The following is a 19,707-nucleotide window of genomic DNA, read 5'->3' as shown; positions in this document are numbered from 1 at the left end:
GGTACGGCGATTTATGAGAAAGTGGCAAAAAAGTAGCCGAATCAGTATCAAACTTTCTGTGATTGTGTTAGCAAATTCTGACGGTTGACGGGGAAATTCACAAATAAGGATGATTTTACAGATGATGTAATACAATGTAGGTGTGATTGAGTATATATGTAAAGTTCTGTATGGTGACGGCAGATTATATAGATGTGATGGATGAGTGATGGAAAGTCAAAAGCTGCTAATCGTTGAAGATGATGTTAAATTAAATCAGATGCTCGCGGAATACTTTGAAACTCAGGGTTTTCAAGTTCAAACAGTATTAGATGGTGCTAAAGCCGAAAAGGCTATTCATGAATTTGAACCTGATCTTATCGTATTAGATTTAATGCTTCCAGGGCAAGATGGTTTGTCGATTTGTCGCTCTGTACGAGATAATTATTTCGGAAAAATCCTCATGTTAACCGCGAGCGATGACGATTTTGATCATGTGGCCGCATTAGAAACAGGCGCAAACGACTTCGTAACCAAGCCTGTAAAGCCTCGAGTTTTACTCGCAAGGATCCGCAACCTGTTACGTAAGTCAGCTGATGAACAGGTCGTTAAGACGGGGCATTCACTCAAGTACGGACAGCTAGTGATTAGCCAGTTAAGCCGAAACTGCAAATATCAAAATACTGATGTATCCCTTACCGATAGCGAATTTGACTTATTGTGGTTACTGGCCTCTTCCCCCGGTGAAACATTATCGCGTGATTTCCTGACCAAAAAGCTACGTGGAATTGATTATGATGGCATCGATCGTACGATCGACAATCGCATCGTGACGTTACGCAAAAAACTGTTTGATGACGCAACTAATCCCAAAGGTATTATTACGGTGCGTGGAAAAGGCTACTTGTTTGTTTCTGACGGTTGGTTAGGTTAGGGTCTATCAGAATATGTGGCGAATATTTATAGAATCTCTGATTGGGCTGATTTTATTATTTGGGGCGAGTATTGTCGGCTATGAGTATTTAATATACGGCAAATCCGATCCAGATCTTGTGGACGCAAACCTGCGTGTTGAAGCCTTTCGAGACATAATGAATCATGTTGCCGTCAATGAAAGCGACGAACGCGCGACAGATTTATTGCAAATGTTCGCAACAAAAACACACCGATTGCTTGATACTATGCCGGAATCCGAGCTTCCCAGTGAGATAGCACAGTACTTCCTAGAGCAACCTAATACGCCTTTCTTGTTAGATGATGATGACCAGCTTTGGCTCCGCTTTGATACCACCAATAATTACATCAAAATGTACGATGATCCGGATTCGGAATTACTGCAAGCGATAGCATTCGGTAATCAGGTTGTTTGGTTGTTTTTTCTTGCAAGCTTTGTGGCTTTTAGTTCAGGCTTTATTTGGTTTCTTAGTCGACGTTTGCGAGTGCTGGAAAAAACGGCGGCTGAGTTCGCAAGTGGTAACTTTGATGCTCGAGCGTCAGAAAGACACTGGATCAAGTTGGGGAAACTCAATCGAAAATTCAATAAAATGGCCGATGAAATCGCCAACCTAATGGTCAATAACAAGGCGCTGACCAATGCAGTGGCGCATGAGTTAAGAACGCCTATTTTCCGTATTCAGTGGCAAAGTGAAGTATTACTTGATCAAGTGTCCTTACCTGAACATAAAAAGCAGTTGCAGAGTATCATTGAAGATACAGAAGATATGGAAACGCTTGTTGATGAATTACTTTACTACGCTCGTGTAGAACGCCCAGACGCAGTCGTTCATTTGGAGAACATTGATGTTGCAGCGTGGTTGCAAGAGCATGAAAATAAATGGAAAAAAGATGTAGGCGTCGACTTTTCAATCTATGTTGATCCGTCTCTTAATATTGATAGTGCCTTGAGTTGCAGTGGTTCTCCAGCCTCTGCTAAAGACTCAAGTGATAAGAATACACTCTTGAATCGTTTGGATAATCCAGTCGGTCATCCTGATAATTATGTTCCTCATATGTCTAATGTGGATCCGTTTCTTCTGTGCAGAATGGTCGTTAACTTATTGAGTAATGCGAAACGCTATGCCAATGAAAAGATTGTTATTAAGGTACAAAGTAACGAAGAGCACTTCGTCATTCAGGTTCACGATGATGGATGCGGCGTTCCAAAAGAGCATTGGACATCCTTGTTTGAACCTTTCTATCGTGTCGATAAAGCCCGCGACCGTTCATCGGGTGGCTATGGATTGGGGTTAGCAATCGTGAAACACATAATGCTTCGACACAATGGAAAAGTGAGCGTGTGTGATAGCGAGTTAGGTGGTGCCTGTTTTTGTCTCATCTTCCCACACAAACCTGCGGAATAGAGACGATATATCGCCATTTATTTTCCTTTTTATTAGTGGGTGTCGGTATCAGTTGCTAAGTCCGCTTTTCTCTCGTTATCAGCAAATTATTTCATCCTAAATCTATCGCTGCCAAGTGTTCATTAACGTTATATACTAGCCTAGCTAACGTATTAACAAGGTAACGAATTGAACCGTATGAAATTTATCCATACCTCAGACTGGCATTTAGGCAGGCAGTTTCACAACGTCTCATTATTAGACGATCAGCGCGCCGTACTGCAGCAAATCGAGCACTATTTAACAAATCATAACGTCGATGCGCTCGTTATTGCTGGCGATATCTATGATCGTTCAGTCCCTCCGACTAGTGCGATTGAGGTGTTAGATGATTTCTTAACCAAGGTCATTCAAGACATTGGGGTTCCCGTCATTATGATTTCAGGAAATCATGACGGTGCGAAGCGACTGGGATTTGGTGCCCGCCAGCTAGACCGTTCAGGACTTCATATCATCAGCAGCCTTGAACAGATGACCACGCCAATCGTAATCTCGTCAACGGATAAACCAGACGTCTACTTTTACGGTATGCCTTATAGCGACCCCGAGCATGTCCGTCATTTTTATAATGTGACGGTCAGTAATCATGATGATGCTCATCGCATCATGGCGCAGCAGCTCAGCGAAGTCATGGACTCATCAAAGCAGAATGTTCTCATTAGCCATTGTTTTATTGATGGCGCAGAACCCTCAGAATCAGAAAGAACCCTGTCGATAGGCGGTGCTGACCGCGTTAGCTTTAGTCATTTTAGCCATTTTAACTATGTTGCACTGGGGCATTTGCATCAGGCGCAAAAGCGCGGTGCTGAGCATATTCGCTACTCAGGTTCTATCATGAAGTACTCCTTTTCAGAGCAGTACCACAATAAGAGCATGACATTGGTTGAGCTTGATGATGATGGCAAGGTTACGACGAGCATGATCCCACTGACCGCGCCTCATAATATGCGTATTTTGGAAGGAACCTTGTCTGAGTTACTCGAGGCTGGGCAACATGATGAGCATAACGAGGATTACTTGTTAGTACGTTTAATGGATAAGCACGCCATCTTAGACCCGATGGCGAAATTGAGGGAGGTATACCCGAATGTGTTGCACCTTGAAAAGCCGGGGATGTTGGTGGGGGTGGATAGAGAAATGACACAGGCGAGACTGGCACATTCTGAACTCGATATGTTCAAAGACTTTTTCCATGACGTCCAAGGGGAAGTGTTAACGGCAGAGCAAGAATCAATGGTCGCTGATATCGTTGGCGCATTGTCCAAAAGTAATAAGGAGCAGTAACGTTGAAACCGATTAAATTAACACTCTCCGCATTTGGCCCCTTTGCTAAGACTGAAGTGATCGATTTCTCACTGCTGGGCACATCACCGTTGTTTTTGATTAATGGGCCAACAGGTGCGGGGAAAAGCTCGATCTTAGATGCAATATGCTACGCACTCTATGGCGAAACCACAGGCAGTGAGCGAACTGGCGATCAAATGCGCTGTGATTACGCGGAAGCGACATTATTGACGTCAGTGGTGTTCGAGTTTGAGCTATCAGGACACGTTTATTGTATTGAGCGTAGCCCTGATCAAGAAGTGCCTAAACAGCGAGGCGAGGGAACGACAAAACGCACACATTCAGCGGTGCTAACCAAGCTCACCGATCAAAGCCTGATTGCTAACAAGCCTAAGCAGGTGGCGACGGCGATTCACGAGTTAGTTGGCTTGGATGTTAAACAGTTTCGTCAAGTGATGGTGCTGCCACAAGGTAAGTTTAGAGAGTTGCTGACGGCAAGTTCGAAAGAGCGGGAACTGATTTTTGGTCAACTATTTCAGACGCATATATACAGTAATATCGAGCGAACACTTTTCGATAAAGCGGCAAGTATTCGTAAAGCTAAGGACGAGTTTGACAATCAAATTAAAGGCGCGCTAGAAGTCGCAGGGTTGGAGTCTGAGCAGCAGTTACTTGATCAAGAGCAGGCGCAACTTCCACAGCTTAACGAGCTTAAAGTGCAATTGACTGGCGTCGAAGCACAATTGGCTGACAAGCGAAAGCAGTGTGATTTGGCGATGACTCAGGATCGCAAGTTTAAAGAACGCGATGACGTGCAACGTGCTATTAACGAGCATGAACAAAATAAAACGGGTGATGTGCTCAATAGGAAAAAAGTGGCGGCTTATCAGTCGGCGACAAAATTGCGTACGGCGTATGAGCACAGAAGTCAGTTAGCGAAAGACAGCAACGAACTTGAGCAGCGTTTAGAGGTTGGAGCAAAGAAAATTGCCCAAGCGAATGAATTGGGTGTGTTAGCTCAGAAGGCGCTGGAAGAGAGCCAGCAAAAGCACCTAGTGAGTAAGGTTCTAGATGAAGAGTTGTATCAGCTCAAAGGTTATATGGTTAATGTTCAACAACTTGAACAGCAGCGTATCGAGCAAGATAGAACAACAAAAGCGCTGGCGATATTAACCGATGACGTTAACGTAGGTAAATTGCAGTCGCAAACCTTACTTAATGGCTATGAGCAAGCTAAAGAGCATCAGATACTATCTGAAAAATCGTTAGCGACATTAAACGAAAAGCGTTTATCCCTAGACGCGTTACAAAGTAAGCAGCAATCAATCGGGCAGCTTAATCAGTTAGTTCAACAAGTATCTCAGATGACTCCCAAACATCACGCGATACAAGCTCAGATCACAGAAGTAACTGCCGAACACAAAAAGGCGGAACAGCAACGTATTCGGGCAGAAATAGATTGGCATTCAGGTCAAGCCTATCTACTGTCAAAGACGCTGGAACGCGGCAAGCCGTGTCCGGTATGTGGTAGTGAAACACACCCAAACCAAGCGGAGCCTAACGGTAATGAAGTGACCGCTGATATGGTTGACGGCTATCGTCAGAAAGAGCAAGCGCGTAAGAACCAGCTGGATGCATTAGTCATTGAATGTAATCGTATTGAGAGTGAGTTGTCTCAACTGCAGCAGCGTCAACAGGACATGATCGTGCGGTTTGCTATTGATTTATCGACGGTAAATACGGTGAGTCAGCAATTGGCACACGACATCAGCACGTTAGAATCTAACATCGCACAATTAAATCAGATAAACCTCGATGCGATTAGCGCTCAGGTCGCGACAGCACATAAACGCTATACAGAGACACAAACACAAGTTGAACAAAAACTTCAGCAACTAGAACAGCTAGCCACGACGTTAGGTGGGCTAAAAGCGGTGACGGAAAAATTAGAGTCACAAAATGCCTCTCCCTATAAAACCTTAGCTGAACTCACCACTAGGCAGCAGACAGTGGAAGCGGAGCGACGCCAATTGGATAACATGCTGGAGGCTGCTCGAGCTAAAGCCACAGAAACGACAGATCTGCTAACACGTTATACCGCGCATTTTGAAACACTCACGACACAAAGCTCGCAACTGCAACAAGCGCGCAAGGTGAGTGAAGCACAGTGGCAAGCGAGTCTACAAGGCAGCGAATTTGAGAATGAGCAAGCATTTTTAGACGCGTTACTGGCTGAGTCTGTAATGGAACAGTTAGAGGGTGATATTCGCTCTTACGAGCGGCTAACCACCCAACTCACCGAGCGTTTCAAATTACTTTCAGATGAGCTTCAAGGTAACCAACGACCTAATATGATGGTCTTTACCGATGAAGTAAAACAGGCAGAGGCTGGCTATCAACTGGCATTACAGCAAGTACAAAGTGCCCAATCTAAGCTCGACAATGTATTGAAAGTAAAACGTATTTTAGAAACACTGCACGCGCAGAACGATGCGCTTGAGCAAGAATATAAAGTGGTTGGGACGCTTAGTGATGTCGCCAACGGTCGCACTGGCAGTAAAGTGAGCCTGCACCGATTTGTGCTAGGCGTATTATTGGATGACGTCTTGATTCAAGCTTCACAGCGTCTCAGGCTAATGAGCAAAGGTCGCTATGACCTGAAGCGTAAAGAATTTCGTAGTAAAGGTAATGCTGGCTCGGGGCTAGATTTGATCGTTGAAGATGCCTATACAGGTAAGTGGCGCGACGTTGCGACGTTATCGGGTGGTGAATCCTTTATGGCTGCGTTATCGTTGGCATTAGGTTTATCGGATGTCGTGCAATCATACAGTGGTGGTATACGCTTAGATACATTATTTATTGATGAAGGATTTGGCAGCTTAGATCCTGAATCCCTAGATTTAGCGATTCAAACATTGATCGAACTGCAGCAGTCTGGGCGTACCATTGGTATTATTTCGCATGTTTCCGAGTTAAAGGAACAAATGCCGCTTCGCTTAGATGTTCACGCATCAAGGGTGGGCAGCACGGTGAGTTTAGTTAATTAGAACGACGAATTTCGTCGATTAAGATCCGTAACCGGATCCATTGAGTAGGTAAAGCTATGTTAACAGCAATGACATTTTTCGAGCGCTTTGAAACGGATATTTTAGCTGGTACCAAAACCATCACAATTAGAGATGCGTCTGAAAAAGACTATGAGATTGGCGCTGTTGTACCAGTATCCACGTTTGAGGATGGGCGTCTATTTTGTCACCTAAAAGTACTTTCTGTCGAGGCGATTGATTTTGATGACATTAATGACCTACACGCAGAGCAAGAAAATATGACTCTACCGCAATTGAAAAGCGTGATTGCCGAGATTTATCCCGGAGAAACGCAGTTGTTTGTTATCCAGTTTGCGCTTGCTTAGGCTGTTCTGGCCCTGTTTACTCTGATCCCTGATTAGAACTAAAAATGCCAGTCTATTCAAGACTGGCATTTTATTGGTTGGTTTTAGCTCGAAGGATGAAATAAGCGTAGCGAAAGTAGCCAAGCCTCACTCACGAGAAGTGTTATTTCTTCACCTTTACTTCACTGGCTTCGAATCTCTTCAACCGTATACTCAAACTCAGGGACCGTAATTTCTACACGTCGGTTTTGTGCACGACCTTCCTTAGTGCTGTTGTCGGCAATTGGGTTGGCTTCGCCCATACCACTGATTGTCATTCGAGAGCGGTCAATCCCTTGAGATTCTAAGTATGCGGCGATGGATTCTGCACGCTCTTCAGAGATTCTTTGGTTTAGTGCTTCTGGACCTGAAGAGTCAGTGTAACCAACGATTTCAACCGTTGACTGTGGGTGTTCGGTCATGAGTGCCACCAAGGGATCAAAGTCAGATTGTCGGGACTCATCGAGGGAAGTACTATTTAGGGCAAAGTTTTCTTGGCCAGAAGCCTGCTCAAACGTTTTGGTCATGACAACAGCAACCGCCGCGGTTTCTGTTGGCGCCGGTTCAACTTGCGTTGTTGCCGCTGCAGCAGCCGTTGCCGCGGCGGCCGCGGCAGCGTTACCAAATGAATACGAGATACCTAGCCAAAGAGTGTCTACATCGGTGTTAAACCAGTCATCTTTAGCATCGTTGATGCGTTGATATTCAAATCGACCAGACCACGCCGTTGCAAAATCATATTCTACTCCGACGCCACCCATTAGAGCCGTTGCTTTACGATCACCATAGATGGTGTAAGCGGCACCAATTTTACCAAAGACTGACCAATCATCGGTAAATGGGTAAGAAAATTTAGGGGCTAGGGTAATCGCGCTCAAGCTCGCGTCTTGCGTATAGCTCAGGCTGTTTGCGTTAAACGAAGTTTTGTAACTGCCCAGCCAGTCATAGGCAAACTCTAAGGCAATATAGTCATTCCAATCGTATCCGGCGAAGTAACCAGCGCTAAATCCGCTATCGGTACACTCAGCTCCAGAGACATTACACGCATCAGAAAGCTGGGAGCCCCCCAAACGTCCACCTAAGTAAAATCCTTCGTCAGCCGTAACCTGAGGAACGGTCATGGCGCTCATAATTGCTGCCGCTACCACTGTCTTTCTCATAACAACGTCCTTTATTATTCAATCTGTTTTTTTGATTAGAGATATCACAGATAAAAATAGTGTAGCAGTGGCACTTTCGCAAAGTTATTTAGCTTAGTTTCATATCCTGTTCACTCTGGGTTGAGGGTACTTTATTAATGGTAATTTTGACAATAAGGACGTTGTGCAGCTTTCATCGTAATAACGAGAAATAGTTCAATCCAAAAGTTAACGGTGTAGTACGGCTAGAGACACTTGCTTAGTGTGTTAAAGCCCTTTAGTAGTGGGGATTTACAGTGTGAATTTATAATCGTCCAACATAGGGTTATTGGGGATGATTGAGAGTATCAAACGGCTTCCTTTTCGCTAAGACACTAGGAACACGGCGGTTTAACAATATTGGGTCGTGTTTGGGCGGTTAATGATAATAGTTAGGGTTGGTTTTCCTGAGTTAGCGCAGTTTTTTCATCTATTATTAATAGTGAGACAATACCGTGGGGCACGGGAAGCGAAGTGCCCTGCGGTAAACGTTTAGCTAGGAAAATTAGTGATGAAGATAAAGGAAATAAAACGAAGCATTGCAATAGCGTGGCTGTTGTTCACATTGGTGGGTTGTGGCACCAAGTTTATCTATAGCAACTTAGATTGGATAGTCATTGAATATATTGATGACTATGTATCGTTAAGTCGTGGGCAAGAGGCGATTCTAAGTGACAGGATTGAACTGTTAAGTCGTTGGCATAAAAAACAAGAGCTTCCAATATATCTGCGTCAACTCGATACGATTCGTAATCAGGAGCCTAGCCTAGTGAGTGCGAGTTTTGTCGCCGATCAAATGACCCAGCTTCGAGCTCATGGAAAGCGATTGGTTGAACAGATGACTCCAGACTTGTACGCCTTAACTCAACAACTTAGTGATGAGCAAGTGGAGGAGCTAGTCGCTAATTTGGCCGATCAAGATGAAAAGTTGTTGGAAAAATACCAAGGGTTAGATGAACAAGCGATTCGCGTAATTTATCAAGAACGAATAGAAAGCAGTTTTGAACGTTGGTATGGGGAGGTAACCGATGAACATCAAAACCTCGCATACCGTTGGTCTCAAGAAATGACGCTGACCGTTATTGATTGGCAAATGCACCGAGAAAACATGCAAAAGTACGTTAATCAGCTGCTACGTCGTCGTAGTGATATTGCTTATTATCAACCTGAATTTCAACGCTTTATGAATGATCCAGAGAGTTACTACACTGATGCGTTAATGGAAAAAATAAAGAAGAACCGAGTCATCGCCGCGGAGTATATTGCTAAATCGTTGAATACGCTATCTAACAAGCAGCAGCAACATTTGGCTAAAGAAATTGATGAATGGCGAGACATTGCTACCGATCTCATGGCGGGAATGGCGTTAGACTATAGTCCTACAGCTTTGATTGTTGGTTCGGCTTACAATCGAAGTTAGAAATATGCACTAGGAGCAGGACAAATGGAAACCAGTCTATTTTTAGCGGAAAAAGGATTACTCATCGTCGGTATATTGTTCATCTTAGCTGGGATGGTGCAGTACGGTCGTAGAAGTCACGATTGGAAAGGCGTTGTGACTATGTTTTACAAACGTGTACCAATGAATGTGTCTGAATATAAGCGCTATCGCCTTGGCGTTGCGCTTGTGATCGCCGCCATTGTAATACGGTTTGCATTTCACATTTTTTGGCCACAATTCTAACTTAGAGGTAAGTCATTAGGTTAGAGCGCGTGGAAACTTAACCAAGTTTCGAGAAGGATAGAGTCGAATGCCCAAGCCCACTGTAAAACCAAAGTATAACAGTGTACTTCCCAGTAGGGTTTATAGCGCCGAATCCGTCAAGCTTGGTGAAAAGCAGGCTGCTTTGCATGCAGGAATAGAGCTGTATACTTTGATGCAAAGAGCTGGTGGAGCCGCTTTCGAATTACTTAAAGACCGTTACCCAAGACTGACTCACATTTTAGTATGTTGCGGGAAAGGTAATAATGGCGGGGATGGATATATTGTCGCCGCTAACGCGCTGCAAGAAAATATTACAGTCACGTTATGGCATGTTGGTGATCCTAACTCATTAACAGGTGATGCTCAGCGAGCTAAACTCATGTTTCTTCAGTTGGGCGGAAATATTCATGCGCCGGGAAACCAAATTCCTGATGATGTGGATGTTATTATTGATGCTCTGCTAGGGACTGGATTAACGGGGGCCCCTCGTCCTTACTATTCCCACCTTATCGACCGTATTAATCAATCGACAGCGCCAGTTATTGCTATTGATATTCCTTCAGGCGTAAACGCCAATACTGGCTATGTTGACCACAATGCGATTGAAGCCACACATACCATTACCTTTATTGGTATTAAATCGGGATTGGTGACGGGTAATGCTCGACAGTATGTCGGTGAATTAATTTTTGCTGGACTGCAAGTCAATCAGTACTTTGACAACGTGACTCAAGCGGTTGGACAGTTGACCAATCGTCAGTGGTTATCGTTTTTAAGATCGAGACGCAAAGATGCCCACAAGGGCAGCAATGGTAAAGTCGTAGTGATTGGTGGTGATAAGGGGATGAGTGGCGCGGCATTTTTAGCGTCTGCGTCCGCGTTAAGAACTGGGGCTGGTCTTGTCGCAACGGTGTCTCACGCAGATAGTGTGAACGCAATAAGGTCGTTACTACCAGAGGCGATGGTTATCGAAGCAAGGGTTACAGAAGCAGCGGCGACAGAAACAACGCTTATAGAAACAATTGCTACAGAAGCAACACTAAGTGACGCGGTCACCGAACGTTTGTCATGGGCGAGTGTGGCTTGTATTGGCGTAGGCCTAGGAAGAAACGACTGGAGTAAGACACTTTATGAACAGGCCGAGTGCTTTTTTAGCGACAGACATATTCCAAGAGTTTTAGATGCTGACGCTCTGTACTGGCTCTCTAGCCAAAGCCATCATGGCAAGTTTGATGGTGTTGGTTCATCACGAATACTGACTCCTCACCCAGGAGAGGCCGCAACGTTATTGGGCGTCTCAACCGACACGATAGAAAAAGACCGTTATAAAGCAAGTCGTCAACTTGTTGAACGATACGGAGGTGTTGTTGTGTTGAAAGGGGCGGGTACGATAATCACCAACGGTGAAATTACGGTAATCTGCCATGCGGGCAATTCAGGAATGGCGACTGGAGGGATGGGAGATGTTCTGTCGGGTACCATCGTTGGTTTGCTTGCTCAAGGCTACGCTACATTTGATGCGGCTGTTTTGGGTACATTGATCCACAGCTTAGCGGCTGATGACAGTGCGAATGAACATGGAAGCATTGGTATGATGGCCAGTGATCTACTGCCGTATTTACGCAAAACGGTAAATTCGGCTCATTATCTAACGAGTTAATGTTGTAAATAAATATGTAGTTTTGTGTTTTTTCACGAAAACGGTTATCAAAAATTGGCGCGTTGTGCACTTATTGAACAGTAAATGAGCCAGTTGGTGCGGCTAGGAAGTGAGCTAATCGTTTGCTTGCTGGTTTTTTGAGCAGGGCTGGGTCATTTGTAGGGAATGTACTAAATGAACGGCAATTGAATTAATGTGTTTTAAATTAGTAACTTATCGTTTATTTAGGGCGAGGTGAAGTCGAGTTGCGATGAGCAGATTTGCAGATGTTCGAAATGGTATCACAAAAAAAAATAAAAAAGCAGTCTTGTAAGAAAAATATCCCGACCTATAATGCTGAAAACCGGAGCGTCTGCCAACGCTCCGGTTTTTTTGTGTCCGAAGAAAGGTAAATCGTCTGCCAACGAGTTATCAACGCACTATGCTTAGATGTCATTTGTGACAGTTAGACAAGATAGATGCCCACTGGAACATGTACTACTAAATTAAGGAATTTACATAATGCGTATCGAACAAGAACTTAAGTTAGGCTTTAAAGATGTACTGTTTCGCCCTAAGCGTTCAACTCTTAAAAGTCGTTCTCAAGTAAATTTAACCCGCGAGTTTACATTCAAGCACAGCGGTCGTCAATGGTCTGGTACACCAGTAATTGCAGCGAACATGGATTCTGTTGGTAGTTTCGAAATGGCAACTGAGCTAGCGAAGCATGGCGTTATGACGGCAATGCACAAGCACTACACGGTAGAGCAGTGGGCTGAATTCGTAAAAGGTGCGGATAAAGAGACGTTGAACAAAGTCTTCGTATCTACAGGTACTTCTGACAGAGAGTTCGAAAAAACGAAGGAAATCTTGGCACTAAGCGAAGACCTAGAATTCATCTGTATCGATATTGCTAACGGTTACTCAGAGCACCTCGTTGACTACGTTCAACGTGTACGCGCTGAATTCCCAACCAAAACAATTTCTGCGGGTAACGTAGTAACCGGTGACATGTGTGAAGAGCTTATTCTAGCAGGCGCAGACATTGTTAAAGTGGGTATCGGCCCAGGTTCTGTTTGTACAACTCGTGTAAAAACTGGTGTAGGTTACCCTCAGCTTTCTGCAATCATCGAGTGTGCAGACGCGGCACACGGCCTTGGCGGCATGATCATCGGTGATGGCGGTTGTGCTTGTGCTGGTGACGTCGCAAAAGCATTTGGTGGCGGCGCAGATTTCGTGATGCTTGGCGGTATGCTAGCAGGTCACGAACAGTCTGGTGGTGAGCTTATCGAGAAAGACGGTAAGACGTTCATGAAGTTCTACGGCATGTCTTCAGAAAGCGCAATGGCGAAGCACTCAGGTGGCGTTGCACAATACCGTGCAGCAGAAGGCAAAACGGTTCTTCTTCCTTTCCGTGGCGACGTGAACAACACCATTTCTGACATCCTTGGTGGTGTACGTTCAACTTGTACATACGTAGGCGCAGCAAAGCTTAAAGAGCTAACGAAGCGTACCACGTTCATCCGTGTACAAGAGCAAGAGAACAACGTTTACGGCAAAGACGCATAAGCGAAAGCTGAACAAAATTTGTTGAATAAGGGCCGCTTTTTAGCGGCTCTTTTTTTGCCTGAAAAATAGCAAATGGCGACTAAGTGGCGACAGTGAAATAATTTTTACCTTGCTCAAAATAGGTTAAATGCATAAACACCGTTAAAAATGAATAATGCTAGAGGTTAGAAAGTGGGTTCTTTGAGATGGCTTCAATCAAATGGTCTGGTGCAAAGTGCGAGTAGCGCATCGTCATCTTGATGTCGGCATGACCAAGAATATCCCTCAATACCAGAATATTGCCTCCGTTCATCATGAAATGACTAGCAAAGGTATGGCGAAGAACATGGGACGCCTGACCGTTGGGCAGCTCGATACCGAGTTTGTTCTTCTATATGATCGTTTTATAGACGTTATGTCTTCAAAATACCCTGAATCTAAAGCTATCTCTAGCCTTCATCTCAACATAAAATTAAAAACGAAGAGCTGATTAATATATGTTTTCGAACAATAAACCACCATGTTTGCTAATAACCTAGCTGTATAATCGAAAGTTGTTGCCACCTGGACTAAGCCTGGTATGATTGCCAGGCTTTTTATTAATAGTGTGGTAAGCATGGAATCAGGTGAAATTCTTGTAATCGATTTGTTCGCGGGGCCCGGTGGGCTTGGCGAAGGTGTTACATCTGTTGTGCATGAAAATGGTAATTCTCCGTTTCAAATTGGCGTATCTATCGAGAAAGAACCTTCTGCACACACCACGCTTACTACTCGCGCTTTCTATCGTAAAATTCGTGATACTGAACAAGGCTTAGCGTCTTACAACGAGTATCTAAACGGCGAAATAAACCGTGAAGAACTCTTTGAACGCTTTCCTCAACAAGCTGAAGAAGCGCAACAAGAAACGTTGTATACGCCTCACGCGTTGGGTGACGACAACAAAGAAATCCATCAGCGAATTAAAGACCTTGTAGAAGCCCACGGTGATCACCCCAAAGTTGTAATAGGTGGTCCACCTTGTCAGGCATATTCGTTGGCGGGTCGCTCGAGAAATGCAGGTATTAAAGATTACAAAGCTGAAAAAGATCACCGAAACTTTTTATATAAAGAGTACCTAAAGGTACTTTCTATCGCTCAGCCCGATGTTTTTGTGATGGAGAACGTGCGTGGCATCCTTTCTGCAAAAATAGACGGAGAAGTGATGTTTCCTAATATCTTAAGGGATCTCAGAGCTCCAGGTCGCATAACCAAAATCGCAACGCCGAGGTACAAAGTATTTTCCTTGGTGGTTGAAGCAGAAGATACTGAAAACCCAACTTATAATGATCCTGCTAATTTTTTAATAAAAGCAGAGAGGTACGGTGTACCACAAGCGCGCCACCGTGTGATTTTGTTGGGTGTGCGGGCTGATATCGCAGGTGCTCCTGGAGTACTTACCCCAATAGAACAACAAACAACTGTAGAGCAGGTATTAGCGGATTTACCTAAGCTAAGAAGTGGCTTTTCTAAGCGTAAAGATGACGTCAAAGAGTGGGGGAAAACCGTTTCAAAGAATGGCACTCAAGTGAAGAAGCTGCTTCAAAAGCAATTTGATGATGTAACTAATTTAGACCTAAAGCCCTTTAAGAAGCTGCCAAGAAGCGCCAGTCAGCCCGTTAATCAACCAGTACAAATGCCAAATCACTTGGTTCAATGGTACCGTAATAATGCACCAACTTCTGTGCTTAACCATGAAACTCGTGGACACATGGAAAGTGACTTACTGCGTTATGCGTATAGTGCAGCGTATACTCAGCTAAGTGGCGGTACTTCACCTAAGGCGAGAGACTTCCCCGATGATCTTGCTCCCGCGCATGAAAACTGGAAATCGGGTGCGCATGCCGATCGCTTTAGAACGCAAGCAGCAAATAAGTGCTCTACAACGGTAACTAGCCATATATCAAAAGATGGTCATTACTTTATTCACTACGATCCTAAACAATGCCGTAGCCTAACGGTGCGTGAAGCAGCTCGCTTACAGACATTTCCAGATAACTATAAATTTGAAGGGAATAGAACGCAACAGTATGTGCAAGTAGGAAATGCTGTGCCACCGTATTTGGCACAGCAGATTGGTAGAGTTGTTATGGATTTACTTGATCCAAATGTCTAAATACACTTTCTTTCAGCAAAGCTAGCAATATAACCGACATGCCTTCCAAGTGGCGCGGTTACGTCTGTTGTTGCACCATTTAGCGTGATTGTAACGCTGCCAGCACAACTGTAATTATTAAGTTGCCCCTTACTAGGGTAGCTGTCTATCAAATGCTCGCTAGATAGATATTCCTCATTAGGACAACAGCTTTCTGACATTTGAGTACATGCTAGATGAGCCCCGCAATTAGATTGTCGGACTCCAGCGATAACGTCAGGTATTGGATTGTTATGCTTACGTCGAGAGTTGGAGAAAAGTACTAGGTCTGGATCTACTTTCTCACATAGTTCTTTTGAAAACTCATGCGGGTTTCTACCGCCTGGTCGACCTCCATGATGTGGGAATACTAAGATTTTGGCATCTAGGCACTGTTCTTCATTTTTTAGAAATTCTAATGTATCGCCATCCATATCACCCGGAATAAGAGCAATTTTCTCTTCATCATGTATGAGTCTTAAGACAACTGACATTGAATTTGCGTCTAATAGTTTCCCTTCTTCACCAAGAGTACCTGGACCTGTTATACAATCAATGGGAGAAGGGGCTAGGACTTCTAGTTTATAGCTTGGATAAATTAGATCGGAAGAATCACTATTTATCGAAGTTATAACGGCAGTATTGTGCGTATTTCTTGAGTGAGCAACGGCTGTTCTAAAGTCATCCCATGTTGCAGTTTTTTTAATTCCATCTGGATTTAGATGAATACGATCTACGACGATAGAGTCATCAAGCAGAATCGCGATAGCCCCCCCCACATGATCTTTATCTGAATGTGAGATAATCAAATCATCGACTTTAATTATATTTTTGTCATTAAGTATGCTTTGAAGATCGTTCCCCTGAGCTGCGTCGATAACCGTAAAACAGTCGGTTGACTCAATTAATGAACAGTTTCCATGCCCGATATCGAGTACAGTAAATTTAGTCAAGTCCATCTAATCCCTCGAAGCTTGGTGCTAGGTGAAAATCACTAAAGTAAATTTCATTTGGATCTGTTGCTCCTGTATTAACAAAAGCCATTAATCTGTTTACTTTATCTTGAGACATATTGTTAAAGACATCTGGTGGGATAATATCGGTAGGGAACTTTACTATTACATCAGAGCTCCAGTTAGTAATGATTCCCTCAACTAAGCCCTCGTCGATTGCTACCTTTAGATCGTCAATTCGAATTAGTGCACGATGGGGCTTTCTCTCAATAGGAAGACCAAATTCAAGCTCTTTTTTTGCCATTTCTAAGAGCCTAGCAATAAGATTTTCATCGTCATCTTTGCCACGACCAATTACTGCTGGTAGCTTTTGTCTATATTTTCTAATTGATGTGTCGGCATCTTTATCTGCCCACTGACTGATTAATACGGAAGGTACGTTATTATCATATAAATCAGCTAGGAGTTCAGCACCAAAAAAGCTTGCTAACTTACCTGGCGAAAGGTGATGATCGGAGACAACACCATATACATCATGTTTAAAGATCGCATCAATTAAGCGATTTTTATCATTGCCAAATTCGCCACTTATTAAGATAGGGTCGAATCCCGCATCTTCAACACGAAACTTCATGTTGTTTCTTGATTGAGGATCATCATCAATTATTGCTATTTTTCTTGTCATAGTGTTATAAATTCAAAATAAAAAGTGGCACCACCTAAGTGGCCTTTAGCATCTACGCGGCATCTACCGCCAAGATCAGATACTGAGTCTTTAACTATAGTTAGGCCAAACCCTGTACCATCTTCGATGGTTGTAATCCCCGGAAGCCAAACATCAGCTGTACTTAGCTCTGTAATTCCGGGGCCGTTATCACTAACACGTATTAGAAGAGAATTGTCAGCTTCTTGTGCTAGATGAATTTCTATAGTCCGAGTGTCAACGTCAAAGTTCTCGGTTCTAAAGGCCCGCATTGAGTTCGTGAGGCAGTTAGTAATGATAGCTTCTAATATACAAATAGAGCCATTGAGCTTCGGGTTTTCTACACCTGTGTGATCAAAGTTTATAGTAATAACTTCCTTATCTAACAAAGGTTGGAAGTTATTTAGTAATTCGAGAATTACTGGTACCACTTCAATTACTCCGTTTCTACGTTTATTTCTTTTTAGCAGATCTAGTTGCAGCTCGGCAAAGTGACTTAAACGACTTAAGTAACCTAAAATATTTGATGTACGCTCTTTGTAACGCTTATAAAGCGTCGCGTCACTATTCATTCTTACAAGTCGCTCAGCACTACTTAGTGATTCAGGAATTTCCGCGATAGGTTTTGATATTTCATGAGAAAAAACAGCAGTAGTCGTTCCTGCTGTAGCCAAAGAACGATAAAGCTTCAAGTCTTCTTTAAGGTGCTTTGTTTGCTTTAAAGAAGCGACCTTTGAAGCTTTGAAAGCAGCCCTTAACTGTTTCTTGATAATAGGGTCTGGTAGATTTTGAATAGCTTCCTTAAGGGCACTTTCTTTGTCTTTAACATTTTGTTCATCTTCGCTTTTTTGTGCTTCTTTAATTTTTGTAGCGAGTTGAGTTCTTTGATTGGCATACCAGTTTAATGCATCTGTAATAAACCGTTTTAGCTCGTGAAAATTTTCATCCTCAATAAAACCGACTCGGTCAGTTTTTTGCTGTAGGACCTTACTCTCATCGAAGATACTAATACGACCAATCGAAGTATTAGTTGATGGTCTAATTGAAGGGCTGTTTACACGAGCTAAGTTCATATCGAGCCAATCTGAACCTTCGTCTCCGTATGGATGAACACGGAAGTCATTGTGATATACATGTACACCCCCAACAGCTTTCAACCAAGTAGAAACTTGGCGCTTATTTATGGCACGAGTAGCGAATGAAGAATTATCTAATTGGAAAATTGAAAGCTCAAACTCTGCTCGAGGTGCTTTGTAGGTGGGGCTATTCGATTTATTTTTACGGGTAAACCAATCGCTACTGGAAGTTTTCCAAAGGATGGTGTCTTTCCAGTCATAAATTTCGGCTTCTGCTGTTCCATCGCTGTTTAGTTTAGCTTTGATGACAAATTCTGCTTCACTTAAGTAACCTGTCTTAACTAACTTTTCTAATTCGGGGTATTCGGAACAAACTAGTTTCAATTTGAAGTCATTTACTTTTTCAAATGGATTAGATAACAGCATTAAGCTGCGAGCTAGCCTTTCCGCTTCTTGTTTAGATATTTTTTGTTTTAGATCTCTAATAATAATTGTTGTTCCAGAAAGGGTTTGATTAGGAAGATCTAAGGATTCAATTTCAACACTTATTTCATCTACAGTTGAGCTTTGGTCGAATTTCACCCAATCTAATTCTACATTATGCTCTTCATTTGAATACTTCGAATTTGGATATTGCTCAGGATAAGAATGAACGATAACAGAAGTGCCCATTCTGAGTGCTGCTAGTCGGCCTAATCCTTTATCACCTACTTGTATACGTCCATTTGGAGTCGTTTTGGTTCCTCGCTTTGAAGAGTGACCTAGAACTAACCACGCTGATTCAATTTTATTCCTATCCATACCTATCCCAGTATCACGAATCGTAATCGATCCTCCGGGCTTACTTACGTTATTCAGTGTTACTGTGCACTCTAGAGCGTCTGCGTCATATGAATTCCTTACTAACTCGATGATGCCCTGATCAAAATTAGGAAGTAGCTCTTCCCCAAGTCTCGCCAAAATTGAAGGTGCAAATTTTAAATTGTGTTGGCTCATCACTTCTTCCCCATAACCAAACAAACTCTACCCATAACCCGCACATCATCTTCATCAACCGTTAGCGTCGAGCCGTTAAAGCTGATCGCCAATTTCTTACCGGGTAAACGTTGAATGTCGTTTAGGGAGAGTAGGCCGTCCATGTCGACTAGGTAAGTTCCCGCGACTGCTTGGCGAGTTTCTTTGTCTACGATGTAGGTACTACCGTCGTAGTCGATTGCCATGACGTTCAAAACGCCAAGTTTGTTTAGGTAACTTTTGTCGAAAGTTAACGTTTCAGTCCCAACCAGCTTTCCGTTGATTAGTGAAAAGTAATCCAGATCAAATAGGGGAACGGAGACGTTCTTCTTTGAAACATGCATTTGAGCGTTTATTTCGGGAAATGGCTTGCCTTCACCCAATGCCATGAACGCGACTGATGCACCAGTCCTCAAGTGAGTCCTCAAAATGATTTCATAAGGTGTTAACTTGCGTTGATGCCACGTCGAAATAGTGGATTTTGGAACGCCAAGTACTTCCGCAAGCGATAAAAAATCACGAGAATCCGTGATCTCCTTCAATTTTTCGGTAACTTCTCTGCCCTTTAAATACTCAAGCGGGCGATCTAAGTCTTGATAATCACTCATAGTCGATCTATTATTCACTCA

At 43.3% G+C, this 19,707-nt stretch carries 14 protein-coding genes and 3 pseudogenes; 11 read left to right on the top strand and 6 right to left on the bottom strand.

The features are described 5' to 3' along the window. The first annotated feature begins 208 nt into the window (after positions 1–208). The 6 genes and pseudogenes from L4D05_RS09075 (at position 209) to yqfB (ending at position 7,074) form a co-directional block, all read left to right on the top strand. Positions 209–913, top strand: a complete 705-nt coding sequence (locus tag L4D05_RS09075) for a response regulator (RefSeq protein ID WP_428793715.1) — start codon at positions 209–211, stop codon at positions 911–913. A 13-nt stretch (positions 914–926) separates the two neighbouring features. Beyond that, positions 927–2,339: an ATP-binding protein gene (locus tag L4D05_RS09070; protein WP_428793714.1), complete on the top strand. Its 1,413-nt coding sequence runs from the start codon at positions 927–929 to the stop codon at positions 2,337–2,339. Between the two features lie 177 nt (positions 2,340–2,516). Continuing rightward, positions 2,517–3,662, top strand: a complete 1,146-nt coding sequence (locus L4D05_RS09065) for an exonuclease SbcCD subunit D (RefSeq protein WP_428793996.1) — start codon at positions 2,517–2,519, stop codon at positions 3,660–3,662. 2 nt (positions 3,663–3,664) lie between these two features. Continuing rightward, positions 3,665–4,498: pseudogene (locus L4D05_RS09060) on the top strand (AAA family ATPase); the annotation flags it as partial. Positions 4,499–6,145: 1,647 nt separating this feature from the next. Continuing rightward, positions 6,146–6,709 (top strand): annotated as a pseudogene (locus L4D05_RS09055) (SbcC/MukB-like Walker B domain-containing protein); the annotation flags it as partial. A 68-nt stretch (positions 6,710–6,777) separates the two neighbouring features. After that, positions 6,778–7,074, top strand: a complete 297-nt coding sequence (yqfB, locus tag L4D05_RS09050; RefSeq protein ID WP_428793995.1) for a N(4)-acetylcytidine aminohydrolase — start codon at positions 6,778–6,780, stop codon at positions 7,072–7,074. A 161-nt stretch (positions 7,075–7,235) separates the two neighbouring features. Here yqfB and L4D05_RS09045 read toward each other — a convergent pair whose 3' ends face one another. Beyond that, positions 7,236–8,252 carry an OmpA family protein gene (locus tag L4D05_RS09045; protein ID WP_428793713.1) on the bottom strand — a complete coding sequence of 339 codons (1,017 nt, stop codon included), beginning with the start codon at positions 8,250–8,252 and terminating at the stop codon, positions 7,236–7,238. 529 nt (positions 8,253–8,781) lie between these two features. Here L4D05_RS09045 and L4D05_RS09040 point away from each other — a divergent pair. The 4 genes from L4D05_RS09040 (at position 8,782) to L4D05_RS09025 (ending at position 13,183) form a co-directional block, all read left to right on the top strand. After that, a complete protein-coding gene (locus tag L4D05_RS09040) occupies positions 8,782–9,690 on the top strand; it encodes a DUF6279 family lipoprotein (protein ID WP_428793994.1) in 909 nt (302 codons plus the stop codon). A gap of 24 nt (positions 9,691–9,714) precedes the next feature. Then, the gene (locus tag L4D05_RS09035) at positions 9,715–9,954 is read left to right on the top strand and encodes a hypothetical protein (protein ID WP_428751339.1); all 240 of its coding nucleotides are present in this window, start codon (positions 9,715–9,717) and stop codon (positions 9,952–9,954) included. Positions 9,955–10,021: 67 nt separating this feature from the next. Then, a complete protein-coding gene (locus L4D05_RS09030) occupies positions 10,022–11,635 on the top strand; it encodes an NAD(P)H-hydrate dehydratase (RefSeq protein ID WP_428793712.1) in 1,614 nt (537 codons plus the stop codon). A 501-nt stretch (positions 11,636–12,136) separates the two neighbouring features. Beyond that, on the top strand, positions 12,137–13,183 hold the full coding sequence (locus L4D05_RS09025) for a GMP reductase (RefSeq protein ID WP_428751337.1): 1,047 nt from the start codon (positions 12,137–12,139) through the stop codon (positions 13,181–13,183). Positions 13,184–13,340: 157 nt separating this feature from the next. Here the strand turns inward: L4D05_RS09025 and L4D05_RS09020 are convergent. Beyond that, positions 13,341–13,553: pseudogene (locus L4D05_RS09020) on the bottom strand (tyrosine-type recombinase/integrase); the annotation flags it as partial. A gap of 225 nt (positions 13,554–13,778) precedes the next feature. Between L4D05_RS09020 and L4D05_RS09015 the strand changes: the two are divergent. Further along, complete coding sequence (locus L4D05_RS09015; RefSeq protein WP_428793711.1) at positions 13,779–15,314, top strand: DNA cytosine methyltransferase; 1,536 nt, start codon at positions 13,779–13,781, stop codon at positions 15,312–15,314. On the opposite strand, the gene L4D05_RS09010 is transcribed toward L4D05_RS09015, so the two are convergent. The 4 genes from L4D05_RS09010 to L4D05_RS08995 are packed head-to-tail and all read right to left on the bottom strand — an operon-like array spanning position 15,311 to position 19,686. Then, positions 15,311–16,291 (bottom strand): ComEC/Rec2 family competence protein, encoded by a 981-nt coding sequence (locus L4D05_RS09010; RefSeq protein WP_428793710.1) that lies wholly within the window; start codon positions 16,289–16,291, stop codon positions 15,311–15,313. The two genes, L4D05_RS09015 and L4D05_RS09010, sit on opposite strands and share 4 nt — an antisense overlap. Continuing rightward, complete coding sequence (locus L4D05_RS09005) at positions 16,278–16,970, bottom strand: hypothetical protein (RefSeq protein ID WP_428793709.1); 693 nt, start codon at positions 16,968–16,970, stop codon at positions 16,278–16,280. The genes L4D05_RS09010 and L4D05_RS09005 overlap by 14 nt, the downstream gene beginning before the upstream one ends. After that, positions 16,967–19,060 carry an ATP-binding protein gene (locus tag L4D05_RS09000; RefSeq protein WP_428793708.1) on the bottom strand — a complete coding sequence of 698 codons (2,094 nt, stop codon included), beginning with the start codon at positions 19,058–19,060 and terminating at the stop codon, positions 16,967–16,969. The genes L4D05_RS09005 and L4D05_RS09000 overlap by 4 nt, the downstream gene beginning before the upstream one ends. Next, a complete protein-coding gene (locus L4D05_RS08995; protein ID WP_428793707.1) occupies positions 19,060–19,686 on the bottom strand; it encodes a helix-turn-helix domain-containing protein in 627 nt (208 codons plus the stop codon). Before L4D05_RS08995 ends, L4D05_RS09000 begins: the two co-directional genes overlap by 1 nt. Positions 19,687–19,707: the final 21 nt, after the last annotated feature.

Source organism: Vibrio nomapromontoriensis, from assembly GCF_050337205.1.
GTDB lineage: Bacteria > Pseudomonadota > Gammaproteobacteria > Enterobacterales > Vibrionaceae > Vibrio > Vibrio nomapromontoriensis.
The sequence above is the reverse complement of the archived record's forward strand: the minus strand, read 5'-3'. Positions and strand labels throughout refer to the sequence as shown.